The 19,505-nt window shown below is 65.7% G+C and carries 11 protein-coding genes; 3 read left to right on the top strand and 8 right to left on the bottom strand.

The features are described from left to right. Window positions 1-3 precede the first annotated feature (3 nt). A complete protein-coding gene (locus tag R2N16_RS17790; RefSeq protein ID WP_316667121.1) occupies window positions 4-1,422 on the bottom strand; it encodes an FAD-binding oxidoreductase in 1,419 nt (472 codons plus the stop codon). A 114-nt stretch (window positions 1,423-1,536) separates the two neighbouring features. Here R2N16_RS17790 and R2N16_RS17785 point away from each other — a divergent pair, with 114 nt between their 5' ends. Beyond that, window positions 1,537-2,094 (top strand): cob(I)yrinic acid a,c-diamide adenosyltransferase, encoded by a 558-nt coding sequence (locus tag R2N16_RS17785; RefSeq protein WP_316667120.1) that lies wholly within the window; start codon window positions 1,537-1,539, stop codon window positions 2,092-2,094. A 76-nt stretch (window positions 2,095-2,170) separates the two neighbouring features. On the opposite strand, the gene R2N16_RS17780 is transcribed toward R2N16_RS17785, so the two are convergent. The 5 genes from R2N16_RS17780 to R2N16_RS17760 form a co-directional block, all read right to left on the bottom strand. Beyond that, window positions 2,171-3,076: a mechanosensitive ion channel family protein gene (locus R2N16_RS17780; protein ID WP_316667119.1), complete on the bottom strand. Its 906-nt coding sequence runs from the start codon at window positions 3,074-3,076 to the stop codon at window positions 2,171-2,173. 169 nt (window positions 3,077-3,245) lie between these two features. After that, entirely contained in the window at window positions 3,246-4,325 is a 1,080-nt protein-coding gene (gene aroG, locus R2N16_RS17775) for a 3-deoxy-7-phosphoheptulonate synthase AroG (protein ID WP_004631640.1), read from the bottom strand. Window positions 4,326-4,713: 388 nt separating this feature from the next. Continuing rightward, the gene (tldD, locus tag R2N16_RS17770) at window positions 4,714-6,177 is read right to left on the bottom strand and encodes a metalloprotease TldD (protein ID WP_316667117.1); all 1,464 of its coding nucleotides are present in this window, start codon (window positions 6,175-6,177) and stop codon (window positions 4,714-4,716) included. 30 nt (window positions 6,178-6,207) lie between these two features. Further along, a complete protein-coding gene (locus R2N16_RS17765; RefSeq protein ID WP_316667115.1) occupies window positions 6,208-7,077 on the bottom strand; it encodes a carbon-nitrogen hydrolase family protein in 870 nt (289 codons plus the stop codon). A 5-nt stretch (window positions 7,078-7,082) separates the two neighbouring features. Then, the gene (locus tag R2N16_RS17760) at window positions 7,083-11,363 is read right to left on the bottom strand and encodes a YhdP family protein (RefSeq protein WP_316667114.1); all 4,281 of its coding nucleotides are present in this window, start codon (window positions 11,361-11,363) and stop codon (window positions 7,083-7,085) included. Between the two features lie 185 nt (window positions 11,364-11,548). On the opposite strand from R2N16_RS17760, the gene glnE reads away from it, so the two are divergent. Both glnE and rrtA read left to right on the top strand, forming a co-directional pair. Continuing rightward, window positions 11,549-14,392, top strand: coding sequence for a bifunctional [glutamate--ammonia ligase]-adenylyl-L-tyrosine phosphorylase/[glutamate--ammonia-ligase] adenylyltransferase (gene glnE, locus R2N16_RS17755; RefSeq protein WP_316667113.1), 2,844 nt, complete (start codon window positions 11,549-11,551; stop codon window positions 14,390-14,392). After that, complete coding sequence (gene rrtA / locus R2N16_RS17750; protein WP_316667112.1) at window positions 14,389-15,009, top strand: rhombosortase; 621 nt, start codon at window positions 14,389-14,391, stop codon at window positions 15,007-15,009. The genes glnE and rrtA overlap by 4 nt, the downstream gene beginning before the upstream one ends. A gap of 96 nt (window positions 15,010-15,105) precedes the next feature. Here the strand turns inward: rrtA and mprA (R2N16_RS17745) are convergent, their stop codons facing one another. Both mprA (R2N16_RS17745) and mprA (R2N16_RS17740) read right to left on the bottom strand, forming a co-directional pair. Then, a complete protein-coding gene (mprA, locus tag R2N16_RS17745; RefSeq protein ID WP_316667111.1) occupies window positions 15,106-17,163 on the bottom strand; it encodes an MprA protease, GlyGly-CTERM protein-sorting domain-containing form in 2,058 nt (685 codons plus the stop codon). 227 nt (window positions 17,164-17,390) lie between these two features. After that, window positions 17,391-19,373 carry an MprA protease, GlyGly-CTERM protein-sorting domain-containing form gene (mprA, locus tag R2N16_RS17740; RefSeq protein WP_316667110.1) on the bottom strand — a complete coding sequence of 661 codons (1,983 nt, stop codon included), beginning with the start codon at window positions 19,371-19,373 and terminating at the stop codon, window positions 17,391-17,393. Between the last annotated feature and the right edge of the window lie 132 nt (window positions 19,374-19,505).

The following is a 19,505-nucleotide window of genomic DNA, read 5'->3' as shown; positions in this document are numbered from 1 at the left end:
GCGTTACAGGTGGAAGATCTTGCCGGGATTCAGGATGTGCTTCGGGTCCAGCGCCTGCTTGACGCTGCGCATCAGGTCGATCGCATCGTTGCCGTGTTCGGCGATGAGGAAGTCCATCTTGTGCAGGCCCACGCCATGCTCACCCGTGCAGGTGCCGTCCATGGCAATCGCACGCGCGACGATGCGCTGGTTGATGCGCTCGGCTTCTTCCAGTTCTTCCGGTTTGCCCGGGTCGATGAGCAGCGCGACGTGGAAGTTGCCGTCGCCCACGTGGCCCACGATGGGGGCAGGCAGTTGCAGTGCGCTGGCGAGCAGGTCCTTCTCGGTCTCGACCACGCATTCGGCCAGGCGCGAGATCGGCACGCACACGTCGGTGGTGACGGCGCGGCAGCCCGGCTTGAGCTGCAGGAAGGCGAAGTAGGCGTTGTGTCGGGCGTTCCACAGGCGGCTGCGGTCTTCGGGGCGTGTTGCCCATTCGAAGCCCTGGCCTTTGTGTTCGGCCGCGATCTCCTGGACGGTCTCGGCCTGCTCCTGCACGCCGTGCTCCGAACCGTGAAACTCGAAAAACAACGTCGGCATCTCGGGTAGCGTGAGCTTGTCGTACTGGTTGATCGCCCGAATGGCCAGCGCGTCGACAAATTCCACGCGCGCAATCGGCACGCCCATCTGGATGGTGTCGATCACGGCGGACACCGCATCGCCCATGCTCGGGAAGGCGCACACGGCCGCGGACACCGCTTCCGGCTGCGGGTACAGCTTCAGCGTGATCTCGGTGATGATCCCCAATGTCCCTTCACTGCCGATGAAAAGGCGCGTCAGGTCATACCCCGCCGACGATTTTCGTGCGCGGTTGGCCGTCTTGATGATGCGACCGTCAGCGGTGACTACCGTCAGGTTCAGCACGTTCTCGCGCATCGTGCCGTAACGCACGGCGTTGGTGCCGGAGGCGCGCGTTGCACACATCCCGCCGATGGACGCATCCGCACCCGGGTCGATCGGGAAGAACAAACCGGTATCGCGAATCTCGGTATTGAGCTGCTTGCGCGTGACGCCCGGTTCGACTGTCACCGTCAGGTCTTCCGGGTGCACCGACAGCACGTGGTTCATCTGCGATAGATCGAGGCTCACCCCGCCAGCCACGGCCAGCAGATGGCCTTCGAGCGACGACCCGGCGCCATACGGGATCAGCGGAATCTCGTGTTCAAAGCAGAGCTTGGCGACGGCTGCGACTTCCTCGGTGGTCTGCGCGAAGACGACGGCGTCGGGCAGCATCGGGTCGTAGGCGGATTCGTCGCGGCCATGGTGCGCCCGCACGGCTTCGGTGGTGGAGACGCGATCGCCGAAGCGGGCACGCAGCGCGTCGAGCATGGCCGGAGGAATCGGCTTGCGCACCAATCCGGGATGGGGGAGCGGGTGGTTCATGGGGTCTCGCAATGTCGTGCGGCTCTCGGCGGGCCAAAGAATCATTCTAACGCCGGGGTTGCACGCCGCTTGCGATAATGACGGCTACCAACGAGCCAACACAGGAGACGCACCGTGGGCAACCGCCTATCCAAAATCGCCACCCGCACCGGCGACGATGGCACCACCGGCCTCGGCGACGGCAGCCGCACGGCAAAAGACAGCCTGCGCATCGCCGCCATCGGCGACGTCGACGAGCTGAACTCGCACATCGGCGTGTTGCTCACGGAAACGCTGCCCGGCGGCGTGCGCGCGGCGCTCACGGCCATCCAGCACGACCTGTTCGATCTGGGTGGCGAACTGTGCATTCCGGGCTACACGATGGTGACGACCGCGCATGTGTTGCGGCTCGATCAATGGCTGGCCGATTACAACGCCGATCTCTCGCGCCTGGCGGAATTCATCCTGCCTGGCGGCAGCCGCGCTGCGGCACAGGCGCATGTCTGCCGCACCGTCGCACGCCGTGCGGAGCGCAGCATCGTCGCACTGGGCCGCGCAGAGACCCTTGGCGAGGCGCCGCGCCAGTACGTCAATCGCCTGTCGGACCTGCTGTTCGTGCTGGCGCGCGTGCTGAACCGCGCAGATGGCGGCATGGACGTCCTTTGGAAGCGCGACGAGCACAAGCCCACGTAACCGCCGTCGAAAAAAAAACGGCCCGGCGAGGTTGCGTCACCTCGGCATCGGGCCGTTTGCTTTGCAGCGCGCCGAATCAGTTCACGCTTGTCGGTGTCGTCGTCGTGCTTTGCGCTACGGCAGCCAGCCCGGCCAATTGCCCCGGCGTGGTGATGGTCAGCGCTTGCGAGGGCGTCGGCGCCGGGAAGCCGCCTTCAGCCAGCGCTTCCTTGATCGTGCGGTTGGTGTCGAAATAGACCTGCCAGTAGTTGTCGTTGTGCGTGTACGGACGCACCGTCAGCACCGGGCCAACTAGGTTGAATTCCAGAATCTCCACATCGACCGCCGGATCGGTCAGGACGTTCGGAATGGCGGCAATCTTTTCCTTGAGCAGCGCGATGGCGGCGCGGTGGTCGGCGCTTCCGGCCAGTTGGGCCTTCAATTCGACGCGACGGAACGGGTTGGCCGTGTAGTTCTGGATCGTGTCGGAGAAGATCTTGTTATTGCCGACCATCGTGACCACGTTGTCGGGCGTGTTGAGCGCCGTGGAGAACAGGCCGATCTCCTTGACGGTGCCCGTGACGCCCCCGACAGTGACGAAGTCCCCCACCTTGAACGGACGCAGCACGATCAGGAACGCGCCCGCCGCAAAGTTCGACAGCAGCCCCGACCATGCCAAGCCGATCGCCACGCCGGCCGCAGCAATCAGCGCCGCGAAAGTCGTCGTCTGGATACCGAAGTAGCCGAGGATGCCGATCACCAGCAGCACATTCAGCGTGACGGTGATGACCGAGCCCACATAGCGCAGCACGGTCGGGTCCACCTTCTGCCGCTCCAGCGACCCCTGCACCATGCGCACGGCCACGTGGATCAGCCAGCGGCCGACCACCCAGAAGACGATGGCGGCGAGGATCTTCATGCCGACGTCGGTGGCGTATTGCGCCACGATCGCCTGGTACTTGCTTGCGGTGTTGACGGCGGTTTCCGCCAGGTTGTCTGCCATGGGTGCCTCCGGGTGAGCAGGGGGGAATCCACCTACGATATGTCAAAGACAACGCACTGGTGTGACTTTGGTACTTTTTGCTCACATTTGTTATAGATCGGGGCCTTGAGCGGCGCCCAACAAAAAAGGACGCCCGCAGGCGTCCTTCGCAAAGGATGCAGATCGCGTCTTAGTTGCCGCTGCCTGGCACCAGACGGCGTTTGCGCACGGCGTCGGCCAGCGTTTCCAGCACCTTCACCGAATCGTCCCAGCCGATGCACGCATCGGTCACGCTCTGGCCGTAAGCCAGGTCGGACACCGGCGTGCCCTGCACGTGGTCCTGGCGACCGGCATTGATGTGCGACTCCACCATCACCCCGACAATGCGGTTGTCGCCTGCAGCCATCTGGCGGGCGATGTCTTCACACACCGGGATCTGGTTCTCGTGCTTCTTGCTGCTGTTGGCGTGCGAAGCATCGATCATCAGGCGCGCGGCCAGGCCGGACTTGGAGATGGCGTCGCAGGCTTCCTGCACGCTGGCGGCGTCATAGTTGGGCGCCTTGCCGCCGCGCAGGATGATGTGGCAATCCTCGTTGCCCGCCGTCGACACGATGGCCGAGTGGCCGCCCTTGGTGACCGACAGGAAGTGGTGCGGCTGCGATGCGGCCTTGATGGCGTCCACGGCGATCTTCACGTTGCCGTCGGTGCCGTTCTTGAAGCCGACCGGGCACGACAGGCCGGAAGCCAGTTCACGGTGCACCTGGCTTTCGGTGGTACGCGCGCCGATTGCGCCCCAGCTCACCAGATCGGCGATGTACTGCGGGCTGATCACGTCGAGGTATTCGGTGCCGGCGGGCAAGCCGAGTTCGTTGATGTTCATCAGCAGCTCGCGCGCGGTGCGCAGGCCGTCGTTGATCTTGAAGCTGCCGTCCATATGCGGGTCGTTGATCAGACCCTTCCAGCCGACCGTGGTGCGCGGCTTCTCGAAGTACACGCGCATCACGATTTCCAGCTCGTTCTTGAAGCGCTCGCGTTGCTCGACCAGGCGGCGGGCGTAGTCCATCGCTGCCTTGGTGTCGTGGATGGAGCAGGGGCCGATGATGACGATCAGGCGGTCATCCATGCCGTGCAGGATGCGGTGCATCGCATTCCGGCTCTGGTAGATCAGGTCGGACACGGTGTCGCTGCACGGGAATTCGCGGATCAGATGTGACGGCGGCGTCAGCTCTTTCAGTTCGCGAATGCGCAAATCATCGGTGTTCTTCGGCATGGAAAGCTCCGGGGATGTGTCTTGAGTTCTATTGGAAACGTCTACTGTGTTCGGAACATGTTTCGCGTCGGTGCCGGGGTGGGGCAGGTGACTGGGCGAAAAAAAAACCGCCAGGGTCGCCGGCGGTTTTCGGTATCTGCTGGGTGCTTTACTTTTGCTGCAAGCGCCCCTCTCCTTCCGCCAGCGGTGCGAGATGCCAAAAGTAAAAGTAAAAAAACTTGGCGAAGGACATGAGAGGAAAACCAGGCGATGCAGGAAAAATTGTGGCGCGCGGGTGACTGAAACTACTGCGCCGCACCAATCGAACCGTCTTTATAAACCCTTTTTTTGAGGGCCGCAAGCGCGGATTTTCCGGGCCTGCGGCGTCAAAACGACGGTTTCGGGGCAATCAAGCCGTGCCGCCAACCGTCATGTTCTCCATGCGCAGGGTCGGCTGACCGACGCCCACCGGCACGCTCTGGCCCTCCTTGCCGCACACGCCGATACCCGAATCGAGGCGCATGTCGTTGCCGATCATGGTCACGTGCTTGAGCGATTCCGGGCCGCTGCCGACCAGCGTCGCGCCCTTGACCGGGGTGGTGATCTTGCCGTCTTCGATCAGGTAGGCCTCGCTGGCCGAGAACACGAACTTGCCGTTGGTGATGTCGACCTGGCCGCCGCCGAAGTTGACCGCATACAGCCCCTTCTTGACGCTGGCGATGATCTCCTGCGGGTCCTTGTCGCCGCCGAGCATGTACGTGTTGGTCATGCGCGGCATCGGCAGGGCGGCGTAGCTCTCGCGGCGGGCGTTGCCGGTCACGGGCATCTTCATCAGGCGCGCGTTGAGCGTGTCCTGCATGTAGCCGGTGAGAATGCCGTCTTCGATGAGCGTGTTGCACTGCGTGGGGTTGCCCTCGTCGTCGAGGTTGAGCGAGCCCCGGCGGTTTGCCAGCGTGCCGTCATCCACCACGGTGACGCCCTTGGCGGCCACGCGCTCGCCCATGCGGCCAGAGAACGCCGAGGAGCCCTTGCGGTTGAAGTCGCCTTCCAGGCCGTGCCCGATGGCCTCGTGCAGCAGCACGCCGGGCCAGCCCGGGCCAAGCACCACGGTCATCGTGCCGGCCGGTGCCGGCTTGGCTTCCAGGTTGACGAGCGCAGAGGAGACTGCCTCGTCCACGTATTTGCGCAGCAGTTCGTCGGTGAAATAGCCATAGGCATAGCGGCCGCCGCCGCCAGAGCTGCCCATTTCGCGGCGCCCGTTCTGCTCGGCAATGACGGTGACGGAGATGCGCACCAGCGGGCGCACATCCGCGGCGATCACGCCGTCGCTGCGTGCGACCAGCATCACGTCGTATTCACCGGCCAGGCCGGCCATCACTTGCACCACGCGTGGGTCTTTGGCGCGGGCGAGCTTTTCGATCCGCTCAAGCAGGGCAACCTTTTCGGAGGCGGTCATCGAATCGAGCGGGTCGTTCGGCGCATAGAGCGAGTGGCTGCCCGGGGTGCTCGCCAGGCTGCTGGCGACCTTCACGCGGCCGGCACCGGCTTTGCCGATCGTGCGCGTGGCACCGGCGGCCTGCATCAGCGCGGGCAGGCTGATGTCGTCGGAGTAGGCAAACGCGGTGCGGTCGCCCGAGACGGCGCGCACGCCCACACCCTGGTCGATGCTGAAGCTGCCGGACTTGACGATGCCTTCTTCCAGGCTCCACGCCTCGTTGCGGGTGTACTGGAAGTAGAGGTCGGCATAGTTCACGCGGTGCGTGAAGATGTCGGCCAGCGCGCGCTGCAGGTGCGCTTCATCAAGGCCGTACGGATCGAGCAGCACGCGGCGCGCGATGGACAGATTCTGGATGGCGATGTCGCCTGCGTTCATGGTCGGTTCTCGCAAAAAAATTCGATTGGCTTACATCACGCGGTGCCTGAGCGCTGGCAGGTCCCGGCGCACTTGTGCGATGCGGACGGGGTCCATGTCGCCGATGGCAACGCCTTCGCCCTCGGGCACGGAGGCGATGACCTCGCCCCACGGGTCGACCAGCATGGAATGGCCCCATGTGCGGCGGCCGTTTTCATGGCGCCCGCCCTGAGCGGCGGCGAGCACGTAACACTGGTTCTCGATTGCGCGGGCGCGCAGCAGGATTTCCCAGTGCGCGGCGCCCGTCACGTAGGTGAAGGCCGCCGGCATCAGAATCAAGTTCAGGTTGCCCTGCGACGACAGCGCTCGGTACAGCTCCGGAAAGCGCAGGTCGTAACACACCGACATGCCCACGCGGCCGCACGGCGCATCGAAGGCGACCGGCGTGGCGCCGGGCTCGATGGTACGGGCTTCGTCGTAGCGCTCTTCGCCGCGTACGAAGTTGAACAGGTGGATCTTGTCGTAGCGCGCGACGCGCAACCCTGCCGGGTTGAATGCGAGCGACGTATTGCGCACGCGCTGTTCGTCTTCGGACCACATGGGCAACGTGCCGCCGACAAGCCACAGCTTATGGCGGCGCGCGGCATCGGCGAGGAAGGTCTGGATCGGGCCGTCTGGGTCGCTCTCGCGGATGGCGACTTTGTCGGTGTCCTTGCGGCCCATCATGCAGAAGTACTCAGGCAGCAGCGCGAGTTGCGCGCCTTGGGCGGCCGCTTCGGCAAGCAGGGCGTCGGCGCGCGCCAAGTTGGCGTCCACATCGATGGCCGTGACCGTCTGGATGGCAGCGACGCGAAAAGGTGCATCGAAAGGCGCATCCATGCCGGATGCGACGGGGGCTGGAGCAACGATGGTCGAAGTCATGGGGCCTATTTTGCCGAGGTTTGCGATTGGCTGCCCGAATTGCTGTTGGACGCGACTTTCTCGATCTTCGGATCGGCCCAGCTACCGGTTACGTGGTATTGCGTGACAAATGCCTTCGACAGCTGATCGCCCAGAACCAGCTGCGCGGCGAGCGTCCCCAGCCCGATGGCCGGATTGATGAACGCCGCTGCCAGCGAGGCCGACGTGGCATCCACCTTGGGCGTGACCTTTACGCGCAGGTCTTGCGTTTCATCGAGGATGTTGGCCGAGCCCTGCATGGCCACCTGGAACTGCGGGCCTTTGACGCTGAAATCGTCGGTGTGGGCAACGCCGCTGGCGATGGTGCCGGTGGCGGCCACGTTCTCGAACGGCGTGCCGCGCCCGGTGGCGCTGCGCAAGTCGGTGGCGAAATGCAGCAGCCCCTGCAGGCTCAGCACACCGGCCAGCTTGGCCAAGCCCGGATCGACCGGCAGGAACTGGCCGCGCTCCAGGTTCAGTGCCATGCGGCCGTTGAGCGTTGGGTAGTCGATCGACATGGGCGAGCCGCGCCAGACCACGCGGCCTTCGAGCTTGCCCTTGGCACCGTCGATCACCTTGGCGAAGCCCATCTTCTGCAGCAGGTCACCGGTGTCGCGCAGGTCGAGGTTGAAGTCGAGCAGCGTCCGGCGCTCGGGGTCATCGCCGCCGCCGCGCAGGCGCCGCGGGATGCGCCACGTACCGTGTGCGGTGAGCGTGGCGGCTGGCTGCTCGATCTTCAGCGTTTCGAGCGTCCACACGGGCGCTCCGTCGGTGATCTGGCTGCGCGCCTTGATCTCCAGCTTGCCGAGCGCCTTGCCGCGCAGGTCGAACTTGTCGGCGACGAGGTCGAGCGATGGAATTTCCTGCGAGCTGCTGGCCAGCGATTCGGTGAGTGCGGTCTCTTCCTTCGCGTCTGGGATGCTCATGCGCGACAGGCGCATGGTCAGTTCGCCGAAGGGCACGGCGGCGCTTTCGGCGTGCCAGCGCGCGCTGCCTGCAATTTCGCGCGAATCGATGGTCGATTGCCAGTTGGGGCCATCGCGCGTGGCATCGATGCGCACGGCGTTGAAATCGCGGCCCAGGATGCGCAGCGTTTGCGCACGGGCGCTCAGGCGGCTGGGCAGGTACGCGCTGTGGCTGTCGGAGGCGTTGGCGCCATTGGCCGTATGTTCGGCAGCGATCTGGCCGGCACTCATTTCGGCGGTGGGGGCGGCAAAGACATGGCGCCAGGCATCGATGTCCAACTGATCCAGCGCCAGGCTGGCCTGCACGCCTTCCTGCGGTTGCGGCACCGGCTGCCGAACGCCGATGCCGCCTCGCAGCACCTCGACGCCGTTGCCCGTGCTGCGTTGTTCGTAGCGTGCGCTGACGATATTGCCGATCTGCAAAACGATTTCGTCGATGGCGTTGTTGGAAGCCAGCGGCTGCATCTCGAAACGCACCGGCAACGGCTGCCCGGCGGCCTTGTTGAGCGGTGCCGGCAGACGCACCGTCATCGGCGTGAGGTCGGACTGCACCTGGATGAGGGGGCGATGTTGCTTGACGCTGATCGTTGCGCTGTACGGGGCGCTGCCATCCAGCGAGCGGGCGACCGCTGCCACAGGGCTGCCCTCCGGCGCCGTATCACGCAGCCCTTGCGCCGACGCGGTGCCCGCCACCTGGATGCGGATCGTGCCGTCCGGCGCGGTGCCGCCCGTGGGGCGAATTTCGCCGCCGGCAAAGCGCGCACGCAGGTTGTCGAAACCGATGCCTTTTTGCGTGAAAGTCAGCGCGCCGTTGACATCGGTGAGCGGCGGCGCCTGCGGAACGAGCGTGACGTCATTGCGCAGGAACGTGACGCTGCCCTGGGCGCGCGTCGAATGCATCTCATGTAGCGGCAGGTCCAGCTTGAGCGCCAGCGTGGCGTTGCCCTGGGCGCGCGCGTCCTTGGTGAAGTGCCCGATCCACTGGCCGATGGGGCTGGCCTCGACGTATTGCAGGAAGCTTTGCGTGGCCCCGTCGCCGCGGCCGTCGATGGTGAGCAGCGGGTTGTGATCGCCCATGTCGGGCAGGCTGCCGTTCACGTCTTGCAGATTCACGCCCATCACCTTGGCGTGCGCCACCTTGAACGCGAGGGAGGCCCGATCGAAGATCACCGTGCCGTCGATGTTGGTGAATGCCGGCCAGTCAGCCGGGTGCGTGGGCACTTGGCCCGGCGGGTTGTGTGCGGTTCCGGCCGGCGCCGATTGGTACGTGACGTCCTGGATCGGCACTTCCACGCGGAAGACGCCTTTGTGCGGCGGACGGAACGGGAAGTCGTGCAGATCGCCTGCCAGTGCGAAACCGACGTTATTGGCCGTGCCGGCTTGCAGCGCGCCGCCCAGATAGTCGCGCAGATGCTGCCCGATCGACAGCGGCAGGTAGCGCGGCACCCGCGGAACGTTGGCGCGGTCCAGCGTGCCCTTCAGGTCGATGGTGCCCAGATGGCTGGTGTCTGGCGCGTGACGATAGCTGCCCGTGATGCGCGCCGACAGGTCGTCGTTGGAGAACGCAAGGTTGTCACTTGTGACGACCAGTTCCTGCTTGCGATACGTCCAGTTGAGCGTGCCCTGTAGCCGGTCCAGCGGCACGCGGGCGTCGGCAAAGGTGCCGGGCAGCAGCAGGGCGGTGTCGTTGGACTCGATGCGCAGCGTGCCCTTGTCGTTGGAGAAGACGGCGTTGCCGGAAATGTTTTCAACGCCGGGCACGGCCGGCTCGGGGTGCTGGCCTGGCGGTACCGCGGGCAGCGGGCCGGGGCCGAACGACACCTGGCGCATCGTGGCGCGGCCCGTGAAGTGCACCGGCGCTGGCGTATTCGGTCGCCAGCGGGAGACATCGCGCTGCCAGTTGATGTCGAGATCGTCGATACGGCCGGACGGTTGCTTGGTACGCAGCGGCTCGAGCACACCGGTGGGCAGCGGCAGCGCGGTGGCGATGTTGCGCAGGTCCGCCAGATCCAGTGTCGTGGCTTTGACTTGCAGGCTGCGCAGGGCATCGCGCGCGTCGAGCGCCCACCCCACGGTGACATTGCGCAAGCCGCGGGGCGTGCCCGCGGGGTTGGCCGGCGTCTGAATGCCGGGGCCTGCCAGTTCGGGCACCGACGGCGGTTGGGCGGGCGGGTTCAGCGGTTGCCAGAGCAGCGTGTCGACGCGCAAGGTGTGCTCGCCGCGCGCATTGCGCTGATGCGAGGCCAGCGCCTGGAGGCTGCGCAGTTGCAGCGGGTCCAGATCCTTGCGGACCTGCAGATCAAGCTGCTGCCCCGTCAGCCGTGCCTGGCTGCGCGTGAACACACCGTCGGCAAACTCCACCGAGCCGTCGGACGTGAGCGTGCCGCTTTTGGCGGCGGCCAGCACGGGCACGTAGCGCTGCACAGAAGCCAACTGCAGCGTATCGACCTGCCAGGAGGCTTGGCCATGCCAATGGCGCCAGTCGCCGGGGCGGGCGAGCAGATCGTGACGGAAATCGGCGTGCAGTTTGATGGGGCCGTTGAACAGCGTGGCAGAGGTGCCGCTGGCCTCCAGCCGGTGGCGGGTCGGGCCGCTGCGGAGCTGCACGCGCACGTTGCCCAGCGCCACTTCAGGCAGCTTCTGCTGCTCATCGAGCCAGCGGACGGCGCCTTGCTGGAAATCGATATCGCCCTGGGAGAGCAACTGGTCGAGGAAATCGCTGTCGCCGCCGGTGTCTGGGCCGAGCGGCATGCCGGCGACGAGCAGGGCGCCCTGTGTATCGCGCCGTACCAGCACGTCGGCCTGGCTGGCGTGCAGTGCGGCAAAGGTGATCTGCATGCGCAGCAACGAGCGCCAGGACAGCCGCGCCTGCACGTCCTGTACCGCGAAGGTGCGGTGGCCGGTAGTGTCGTGCGCGTCGATGCGCTGGGCGCGGAAGGCCGGGTGCCAGCCCTCCCAGTAGGTCTCAAGCGAGCCGATGCCGACCGTGGCGTGCAGTGCGCTGGACGCCTCGCGTTCCATCCACGCGCGCGCCAGGCTCGCGCGCGGCCACAGGATGAAGCGCACCGCCAGCATGCCGACGACGGCCAGGACGACCAGCGCCGCCACTGTCTTCCAGAGCACGCGCCACAGCTTGCGCCAGATCGGGGCGCGGACAACTGCCCCGATGCCAGCGCCGACCCGGCTGACGAGTCGTCCCAACCACGCCCAGGCCGTGGGCCGGCCCACCCCGCGTGTGGACAGGGTGCTGGCGTGTCCACCATCGGACTTCGGCGATTCTGGGGGCTGGGACGGGCGAGGCATGATGCGGATTATCCGATATTCAGGAGGCGGCGCCACATTTGGGGGTGGGGCGTCGCACCTGCCCAGCGGCAAACACTGGCAAGCACGCCCAGTGCCCGTGACGTTGGTGATCACGGATTGCCCTGCGTGTGTCGGCACGCATTTCAGCGAGAATGGATGCTTCCGCCAATGCTCGATGGGTTCGCATGACTGATTCTGCCTTGTCCGCACAGCCATTTCTGCAAGCTCCGGCCCGCGCGCCGGAAGCTCCCGCTGCTGCGTTGCCCTTTGCGCTTGCGTATTCGCGCTACCTCCAGCGCCAGGCGCACGCGCGCGAAGGCTGGGCCGAGCGCGTGCAGGCCGGCGCAGGCTGTCCGATTGACGTGGCGTGGCTGTCGGAGCGCTTTACCGAGCTGTTCGACACCAAAGCCGTGGAGGTCGAGGCCGCGCTCAAGCGTGCCTTGCGTCTGCTGCGCAATGAAGTTTTCGGCGCGCTGGCTGAGCGCGACCTGTCTGGCGCCGCGACGCTCGATGAGGTGACGGGCACGATGACCGACCTGGCCGAGTTTGCCGTGCGCACGGCCATTTCCGTGATCGGCCGGGAACTGGGCGCGCTGCACGGCCAGCCGATCGGGCAATCCTCTGGCGAGGTGCAGGAACTGGTGGTGGTCGGCATGGGCAAGCTGGGTGGGCGCGAGCTGAACGTCTCGTCCGACATTGACCTGATCTTCCTTTACGACGATGACGGCGACACCCAGGGTGGCCCGCGACCGCTCTCCAATCATGAATATTTCACGAAGCTTGGCCGGCGGCTGATCAACGCGCTGGCCGATGTGACAGAGGACGGCTACGTCTTCCGCGTCGACATGCGCCTGCGCCCGAACGGTGACGCGGGGCCGCTGGCGTGCAGCCTGGGCATGCTGGAAGAGTACTTCGTTGTGCAGGGCCGCGAGTGGGAGCGCTACGCCTGGATCAAGGGCCGCGTGATCACCGACCCGACCAGCCCGCATGCGACCCGGGTGATTCAACAGTTGGATCGCGTGACGGGTCCGTTCGTCTTCCGGCGCTATCTCGATTACGGCGTGATCTCCGCCATTCGCGCGCTGCATGCGCAGATCCGCAACGAAGCAGCCAAGCGCAGCCACGGTGCCAACCAACAGCGCGACAGCGAGGGCCACGTGCAGGCGCGCTCGCCCAACATCAAGCTCGGGCGCGGCGGCATTCGCGAGATCGAATTCGTCGCGCAGGTGTTTCAACTCATCCGTGGCGGGCAAGATTTCGGGCTGCGCGTGCGGCCCACGCTGGAGGTGCTGCGCGCGGCGTCTGAGCGCGGCCTGATCGAGGCCGAAGCGGTGGCGCGCCTGACCGAGGCCTATCGCTTCCTGCGCCAGCTTGAACACCGCCTTCAGTACATCGAAGACGCGCAGACGCACAACCTGCCGGGCTCGCCGGAAGACCAGCTGCGCGTGGCACGCATGATGGGCTTTGACGATTATGCGGCGCTGGTCACGGCGCTTGAGGCGTATCAGGACGAAGTCGCACAGCATTTCGAGCAGACCTTCTCAGATAAGCAGGACACCCAGCCGCCGTGCGCGGCCGTCTGGCACGCAGACCTGCTCGACGACGAGCACACGGAAACCGCCCGCGTACAGCTCGCCGAACTTGGCTATGCCAACCCCGACAGCGTGCTGGAGCGCCTGCGTGCGACCCGCAATTCGCCGCGTTACCGCGCGTTGTCCGAAGTCAGCCGCCAGCGTTTCGACCTGCTGATCAACCGCGCGATTGACCAGGCATCGCGGCAGAGCGATGCCGATGTCACCATCGCGCGCTTTCTCGATTTCTTTGATGCGATCAGCCGGCGTTCGTCTTACCTGTCGCTGCTGAGCGAATACCCGCAGGCCATGGAGCGCGTGGCCCACACGCTGCATGCGTCGCGCTGGGCGGCGGACTACCTCACGCGCCATCCACAACTGCTCGATGAGCTGCTCGACGTGGAAGCGCTGTCGGCCGAGCCCGATTGGCCCGCGTTCAGGACGCGCGTGCGAGACCGCCTGCAGGCCGCGTCCGACCACGTCGAGATGCAGATGGACATCCTGCGCCAGGAGCACCATGCGGAAACCTTCCGCGTGTTGCTGCAGGACCTGCAGGGCATGCTGAGCGTCGAGCACATCAGTGATCGGCTTTCCGACCTGGCCGATGCCGTGCTGGACCTCACGCTCGAAACCGTCTGGCAGCAGGTCGCCACGCGCCACCGGGAGGTACCGCGCTTTGCCGTGGTTGCCTACGGGCGGCTCGGCGGCAAGGAACTCGGCTATGCGTCGGACCTCGACATCATCTTCCTGTACGACGACGATGACGAACGCGCGCCCGATGTCTACGCGGCATTCGCGCGCAAGCTCATCACGTGGCTGACGAGCCATACCGCAGCGGGCACGCTCTTCGACGTGGATACGCGTTTGCGCCCGAACGGCGCCGCGGGTTTGATGGTCACGCACTTCGAAGCCTTCCGTCGCTATCAGATGCGCGAGGGCGACAACGCTGCGTGGGTGTGGGAGCACCAGGCGCTCACGCGTGCACGCTTTTGCGCGGGCGATGCGGAAATCGGCGAGCGCTTCGAGGCGCTGCGCACCGCCGTGTTGCGCCAGGAGCGCGAACCCGGCCCGCTGCGCGACGAGATCGTGGCGATGCGTGAGCGTGTGGCGGAAGGCCACGCGAACCCGACCGGGCTGTTTGATCTCAAGCACGATCGCGGCGGCATGGTCGATATCGAATTTACCGTGCAGTTCCTGGTGCTCCTGCACAGCGCGGCGCATGCTGAACTGACCCGCAACAAGGGCAACATCGCACTGCTGCACATGGCCGGCGAACTGGGGTTGATTGATGCGACGGCGGCTGCGCAGGTGGCAGATGCCTACCGTGATTTCCGGGCCCGCCAGCACAAGTTGCGGCTCGATGGGCAATCCGCCGCGCGCGTACCGGTGGGCACCTGCGCGCACGAGGCCGCCCACGTGCGCGCGTTGTGGGAGCAGGTCTTCGGGCCCGCGCAATGAGGGCGCAGCGGCACGCGTTGCACACGTGGGGGGCATGCGCGGGTGTGGCGGCGCTGTCGGCGGCGTTTTCGTTCGTGCCGTGGCTATACGCGGTCGGGCTGTATCAACGCGACGCCGTGCGCGCAGGGCAGTGGTGGCGCATCGCTACCGCCATGTGGGTGCATCTGGACACGTGGCATTGGTTGGCGGATGCAATGGCGGCGGCAGGGCTGGTTCTGCTGCTGGCGCGCGTGTTGCGGCCGCAAGCCGTCGTTGGGGCGCTGGTGGTGTGCGGGGTGCTCGTGCAGATCGCCCTGCTCAGTCAGCCGACGGTGCAGTGGTATGGCGGGCTCTCTGGCGCGCTGCATGGCCTGGCGGCATGGGGCGGGCTGCGGCTGCTGAAACCGTCCACGGACGGGGCGGAGGAGCGCTTCTCACGCTGGATCGGCGTGGCGTTGTGCGTGGGCGTGCTGGTGAAGGTGTGGCTCGAACAATCGTGGCTGTCGCCCATCGCCTACGATCCGCACTGGGGGTTCGGCGTGGTACGCATCGCGCATGCTTTTGGCGCGGCGAGCGGATTGCTGATCTGGGTGCTGGGGGAATGGCGCGCCCAAGGCAGGAGACAGGCGCAGGGCTGATCGGCGGAGCAGTCACATGCCGATGCAGTGAAGAACGGACACGCTGGCGGGGCCAGGGTGTCCGTTTTGCGTTTACGTGATTGCGTGATTGCGCGATCAGGCCTTGCGACGGCCGAAGGTGAGCATGCCGCCGGCGAGTAGCAGGCCGGCCAGCCACAGGGGGAGAGCGCCGCCGCCGCCGCTCTGGTTCAGGGAACCCGTGCCGCTGGTGCCACCGCTGAAGGGCAGGGTGCCCGTGCCGGTGCCAGGGGTGGTCGTCGGCGGCGCCGTCACCGTGACGGAAGTCGAGGCCGAGGCCGTGCCGCCCAGATTATTCGTCACCGTGACCGTGAAGCTGTAGGTGCCTGCCGCGCTCGGCGTGAATGTGGCGGTGGTGTTGCCGTTGCTGTCCGGGCCGACCACCGTGGGAGTCACGCCCGGGCCGCTGGTCTGAGCCCACTGGACGCCCCCGCCGGACAGCGTATTGCCAAAGCCCGCGCCAACCACGGCCGTGAGCGTGACAGCGTTGTTGGCCACAATGGTGCTGGCCGAACTCGACACGCTGACCGTTGGCGTGCCGACCGACAGCGCGATGGCGGCTCCGGCATCCAGCATACCGGCCCCACAGATGCCGGGGTTCTGCGTGCAGAACGTACCGGCCGGGAATGCGCGCGCCGATTGGGTCAGGATCGCCTGAATATCGTCCACGCTCAGCGTGGGCTTGTGGGACAGCAACAGCGCAGCAACAGCAGCCACGTGCGGTGTGGCCATCGACGTGCCCATCTTGGTGGTGTAGTAGCTCGTGCCTGTGTCCGGTGTGGTGAGGCTCTGATTGGACAACGACACAATCTGCCTGCTGCTGACGGCACCACCGCTGCCCGTATTGATGATCGCACCCGGGCCGCCTCCGGGGGCGCTGAGCGTCGTACCGGTGCCCACGTTGGCGTAAACGGCGAGGTCGCCGTCGACCGTATGCGCTGTCACTGCAATGACGCCCTTGCAGTTTGCCGGCGAGCCGATCGTATTGAGACCGTCGTTGCCGGTCGCCACCACGATGGTGGCGCCACGGGCACGGGCCGCGCTGATGACGGATTGTTCTGCACTGGAGCATGCGCCTTGGCCGCCCAGACTCATGTTGACCACCTGCGCCATGGGCGAATTCGGCAGCAGGGCCGTGCCGCTCGCCCCAGGTACACCGCTCGCGCCGGTCACCCACGCCAGGGCATCCATGATGTCCGACGTGACACCGCCGCACTTGCCGAGGGCTCGGGCCATCTGAATCGTCACGTTGGGCGCAATGCCGGCAATGCCCACCGAGTTGTGTTGCGCGACGATCTGGCCTGTGACGAAGGTGCCGTGCCAGCTGCTGTCGGAAGCGCTGCCGCAATAGGTTGGATAGTCGGTGGCGTTTTGGCTGGTCACCCAGTCGCCTGGGTCGGTCGGGTTGGTGTCGCGGCCGGCCGGCGTGTCCAGCGGGTCGTTTTCAACAAAGCCCAGCGGCACCGTCTTGTGGCTGGCCGGGTCGGGCATCGCGTTGTAGACATCGTTGCTGATGAAGTCGTAGCCGGGGCGGATATTGGCACCCACGAAGTCCTCGTGATTGGCCAACAGACCCGTATCGATGACGGCGACATTGACCGTACTGGCGCCCTTGGTCGAATCCCACGCGGTTGTGATGTTGGCTCCGCCGACAGCCGGGGTAGCGGGGCCGTTGGCGACAACGGTGCTCGGCCACAGGCTCCACTGGTTCGCGAACATCGGATCATTGGGCACCGAGGTCGGGCGCATGATGCGGTCCGGCGACACGTACTCGAACTGGCCGCTGGCTTCCATCCGCTGGGCCACCGTCTGCGCGTCGGCAACCGACATCGTGCTCGGCAGCGTAACCACGTGTGCGCCGCCTGACATCGCGCGCTTGTAGGTCACCGGCAGTTGTGCGGCGACCGACCATCGTTGCACCGTCGCAACGTCCGCGCGCGCAACAGGCGCTCCGGCCGCAACCGATTGCGTCTTCAGCCCGCCATTTTTCTCTTTGACGATGAGCTGCGTCACCCATTGCAACTGCGGTGCTGGCGTGGCGGTTCTGCCCACCGCCAACGCCGGCACCGCGTGATACGACACCAGCCCGAGCGCTACCAGCGCGCGAGCCACACCCCCTGAGACTGCTGTCTTCATGCGAACTGCCCCGATTGTTTTTGTGATGAATTGAGAAATTTGCCAAGGCATTTTCCTGAAGGATTTCCATGCCGCGACTGTTCGTTGGTTTTAAGTAAAAACCCTAATATCGCTAGCCGAGGCAGGTATGGCGCTGGCAATTTCTGCCGGACGCGGGCGCACGTCGGCGTCGAGCCATAAAAAAACCGCCTCACACGGGAGGCGGTTTCGTGAAGCGCAGACCGGTATCAACGCGAAAGCGGACGCCGTTTCCAGCTGGCCAGCCCGGCAGCCATGAGCATGCCGGCCAGCCACAGCGGAAGCTCGCCGCCGCCGCCGCTGCTGCTATTAGTCGCAGTACTGCTACCCGTGGTCGTACTCGTACCCGAGCCCGATGTTGCGGCCGCCGTGGCAGTCACACTCGCCGTATCGGAGGCCGTAGCGCCCGAGCTGTTCGTCAACGTCACGCTGAAGCTGTACACGCCTGCAACGCCCGGCGTGAACGTGGCCGTGCTGACGCCGTTGGCGTCGGGGCCAGTCGTTGTCAAGGTGACGGGGGTTCCAGCGGTCTGGGCCCAGACGGTGCTGCTGGTCGTCTTGTTGTAGCCGGGGCCGCCTACGGACGTCAGCGTAACTGCCGTGTTGGCGGTCACGGTCGAGGCCGATGCTGCCGCGTGCACGGTCGGCGAACCTTGTGCCTGCGCGACGGCTGCACCGGCGTCCAGCGTCCCCGCTCCGCAAACGCCCGCGTGTGTTGCACAGTAAGTGCCAGCCACGAACGGTCGTGCCGATTGCCTGATGATCGCCGTGATGTTGTCTGGGGTGAGTGCAGGCTGAACCGACAGCATCAGCGCTGCGGTGGCAGCCACATGCGGCGTAGCCATCGACGTGCCGATGTCCTGGGCATAGGCGTCGCCCGTGGGCGAAGCCACCGGCGACATCGTCCCGGTGTTGGACAGCGACACAATTTTGCTGCCGGAGCCGGGAATGACCGTGCCCGAACCACCGCCAGGCGCACTGATCACCGTTTGCGTGCCGACATTGGCGTAGAACGCGTTATCGCCTTCCTGCGAATGGGCTGTCACGGCGATGGTGCCCGTACAGTTGGCGGGCGCATCCACGGGGCCCGCCTCGTTGCCGGTGGCCACCACAATCGTCACGCCCAACGCACGCGCTGCGGTAATGCTGTTCTGCTCCACCGTCGAGCAGCTCCCGGAGCCGCCCAGGCTCATGTTGATGACCTTGACCGGCGTCGGGTTGTTGGTGACGCCCGGCACCGAGCCGCCCGACAGCCACGTCACGGCATCCATGATGTCGGAGGTCGAGCCGCCGCACTTGCCCATCGCCCGCGCCATTTGCACGCGCACGCGCGGGGCAATGCCCGCGATGCCGATGCCGTTGTTGCGCTGCGCCCCGATCTGGCCGGCGACGAAAGTGCCATGCCAGCTGCTGTTTGCCGTGCTGCCGCAGAACGTCGGGTAGGAGGCGGCGTCGCTGCTGGTTACCCAATCGCCCGGGTCGGACGGGTCGGTATTCGTGAGCGTGTTGTTGGCGCCGTTGTTGACGAATCCGGAAGGGATCGTGTTGCCCGTTTTCGGGTCCGAGCTGCCGGTCATGGCGGTGCTGCTGACGAAGTTGCGGCCCGTGCCGAAGTTCAGCCCGGCAAAGTCGGCATGGTCTGCGCGGATGCCGGTATCGACAATGCCAATGCCTACGGTATTGACGCCGGTGGTGGTATCCCACGCGGCCGTCACGTTGGCGCCGCCGGGCGCACTGGCGCTCGGCGGCAGCAGGTTCCATTGCTGACCGAACAGCGGATCGGTGGCCAGCGCCATCGGCCGCATGATGCGGTCGGGCGACACATATTCGAACTCGCCGCTGGCTTCCATGCGCTGCGCGACGGTCTGGGCGTCTTCCAGCGTCATGACGTTGGGCAGCGTCAGTACGTGTGCCCCGCCCGACATCGGGCGCTTGTATATCATCGGCAACTGTGCTGCCGCCGACCAGCGTTGCACGGTTGCCACGTCTGCGCGTGTGGCCGCGCCGTCTGTTGCAACCGTTTGCGTCTTCAATGCCGTGCTTTTCTCTTTCACGACCAGCTGCGTCACCCATTGCAGCTGCGTATTGAACGTGGTGGATTTCTCCACGGCCAGTGCTGGCGCAACGTGATATGACACCAGCCCAAGCGCCACCAGCGCCTGCACTACACCCCCGGGAACCATCGTCTTCATCAGAGCAGTCCTATTTTTTGTAAGGAATTGCAAAGCTTGCGTTTGCATTGTCCAAAAGGATTGAGACAGCGTGGCGTAGATCGTATTAGGTATAAACCCTAGTACCTGCGGCCGGAAGGGGTATGCAAAGGA

Origin of the sequence: Ralstonia psammae, from assembly GCF_958405935.1 — a bacterium.
Taxonomy (GTDB): domain Bacteria; phylum Pseudomonadota; class Gammaproteobacteria; order Burkholderiales; family Burkholderiaceae; genus Ralstonia; species Ralstonia psammae.
This window is presented reverse-complemented; position numbering and strand designations above follow the sequence as displayed.

Excerpts from the sequence above, each read along its gene's own strand:
- aroG (WP_004631640.1), bottom strand. The coding sequence starts at position 4,325 with ATGCCGAAGAACACCGATGATTTGCGCATTCGCGAACTGAAAGAGCTG.
- mprA (WP_316667111.1), bottom strand. The coding sequence starts at position 17,163 with ATGAAGACAGCAGTCTCAGGGGGTGTGGCTCGCGCGCTGGTAGCGCTC.
- R2N16_RS17765 (WP_316667115.1), bottom strand. The coding sequence starts at position 7,077 with ATGACTTCGACCATCGTTGCTCCAGCCCCCGTCGCATCCGGCATGGAT.
- glnE (WP_316667113.1), top strand. The coding sequence starts at position 11,549 with ATGACTGATTCTGCCTTGTCCGCACAGCCATTTCTGCAAGCTCCGGCC.
- R2N16_RS17780 (WP_316667119.1), bottom strand. The coding sequence starts at position 3,076 with ATGGCAGACAACCTGGCGGAAACCGCCGTCAACACCGCAAGCAAGTAC.
- mprA (WP_316667110.1), bottom strand. The coding sequence starts at position 19,373 with ATGAAGACGATGGTTCCCGGGGGTGTAGTGCAGGCGCTGGTGGCGCTT.
- R2N16_RS17760 (WP_316667114.1), bottom strand. The coding sequence starts at position 11,363 with ATGCCTCGCCCGTCCCAGCCCCCAGAATCGCCGAAGTCCGATGGTGGA.
- R2N16_RS17790 (WP_316667121.1), bottom strand. The coding sequence starts at position 1,422 with ATGAACCACCCGCTCCCCCATCCCGGATTGGTGCGCAAGCCGATTCCT.
- tldD (WP_316667117.1), bottom strand. The coding sequence starts at position 6,177 with ATGAACGCAGGCGACATCGCCATCCAGAATCTGTCCATCGCGCGCCGC.
- rrtA (WP_316667112.1), top strand. The coding sequence starts at position 14,389 with ATGAGGGCGCAGCGGCACGCGTTGCACACGTGGGGGGCATGCGCGGGT.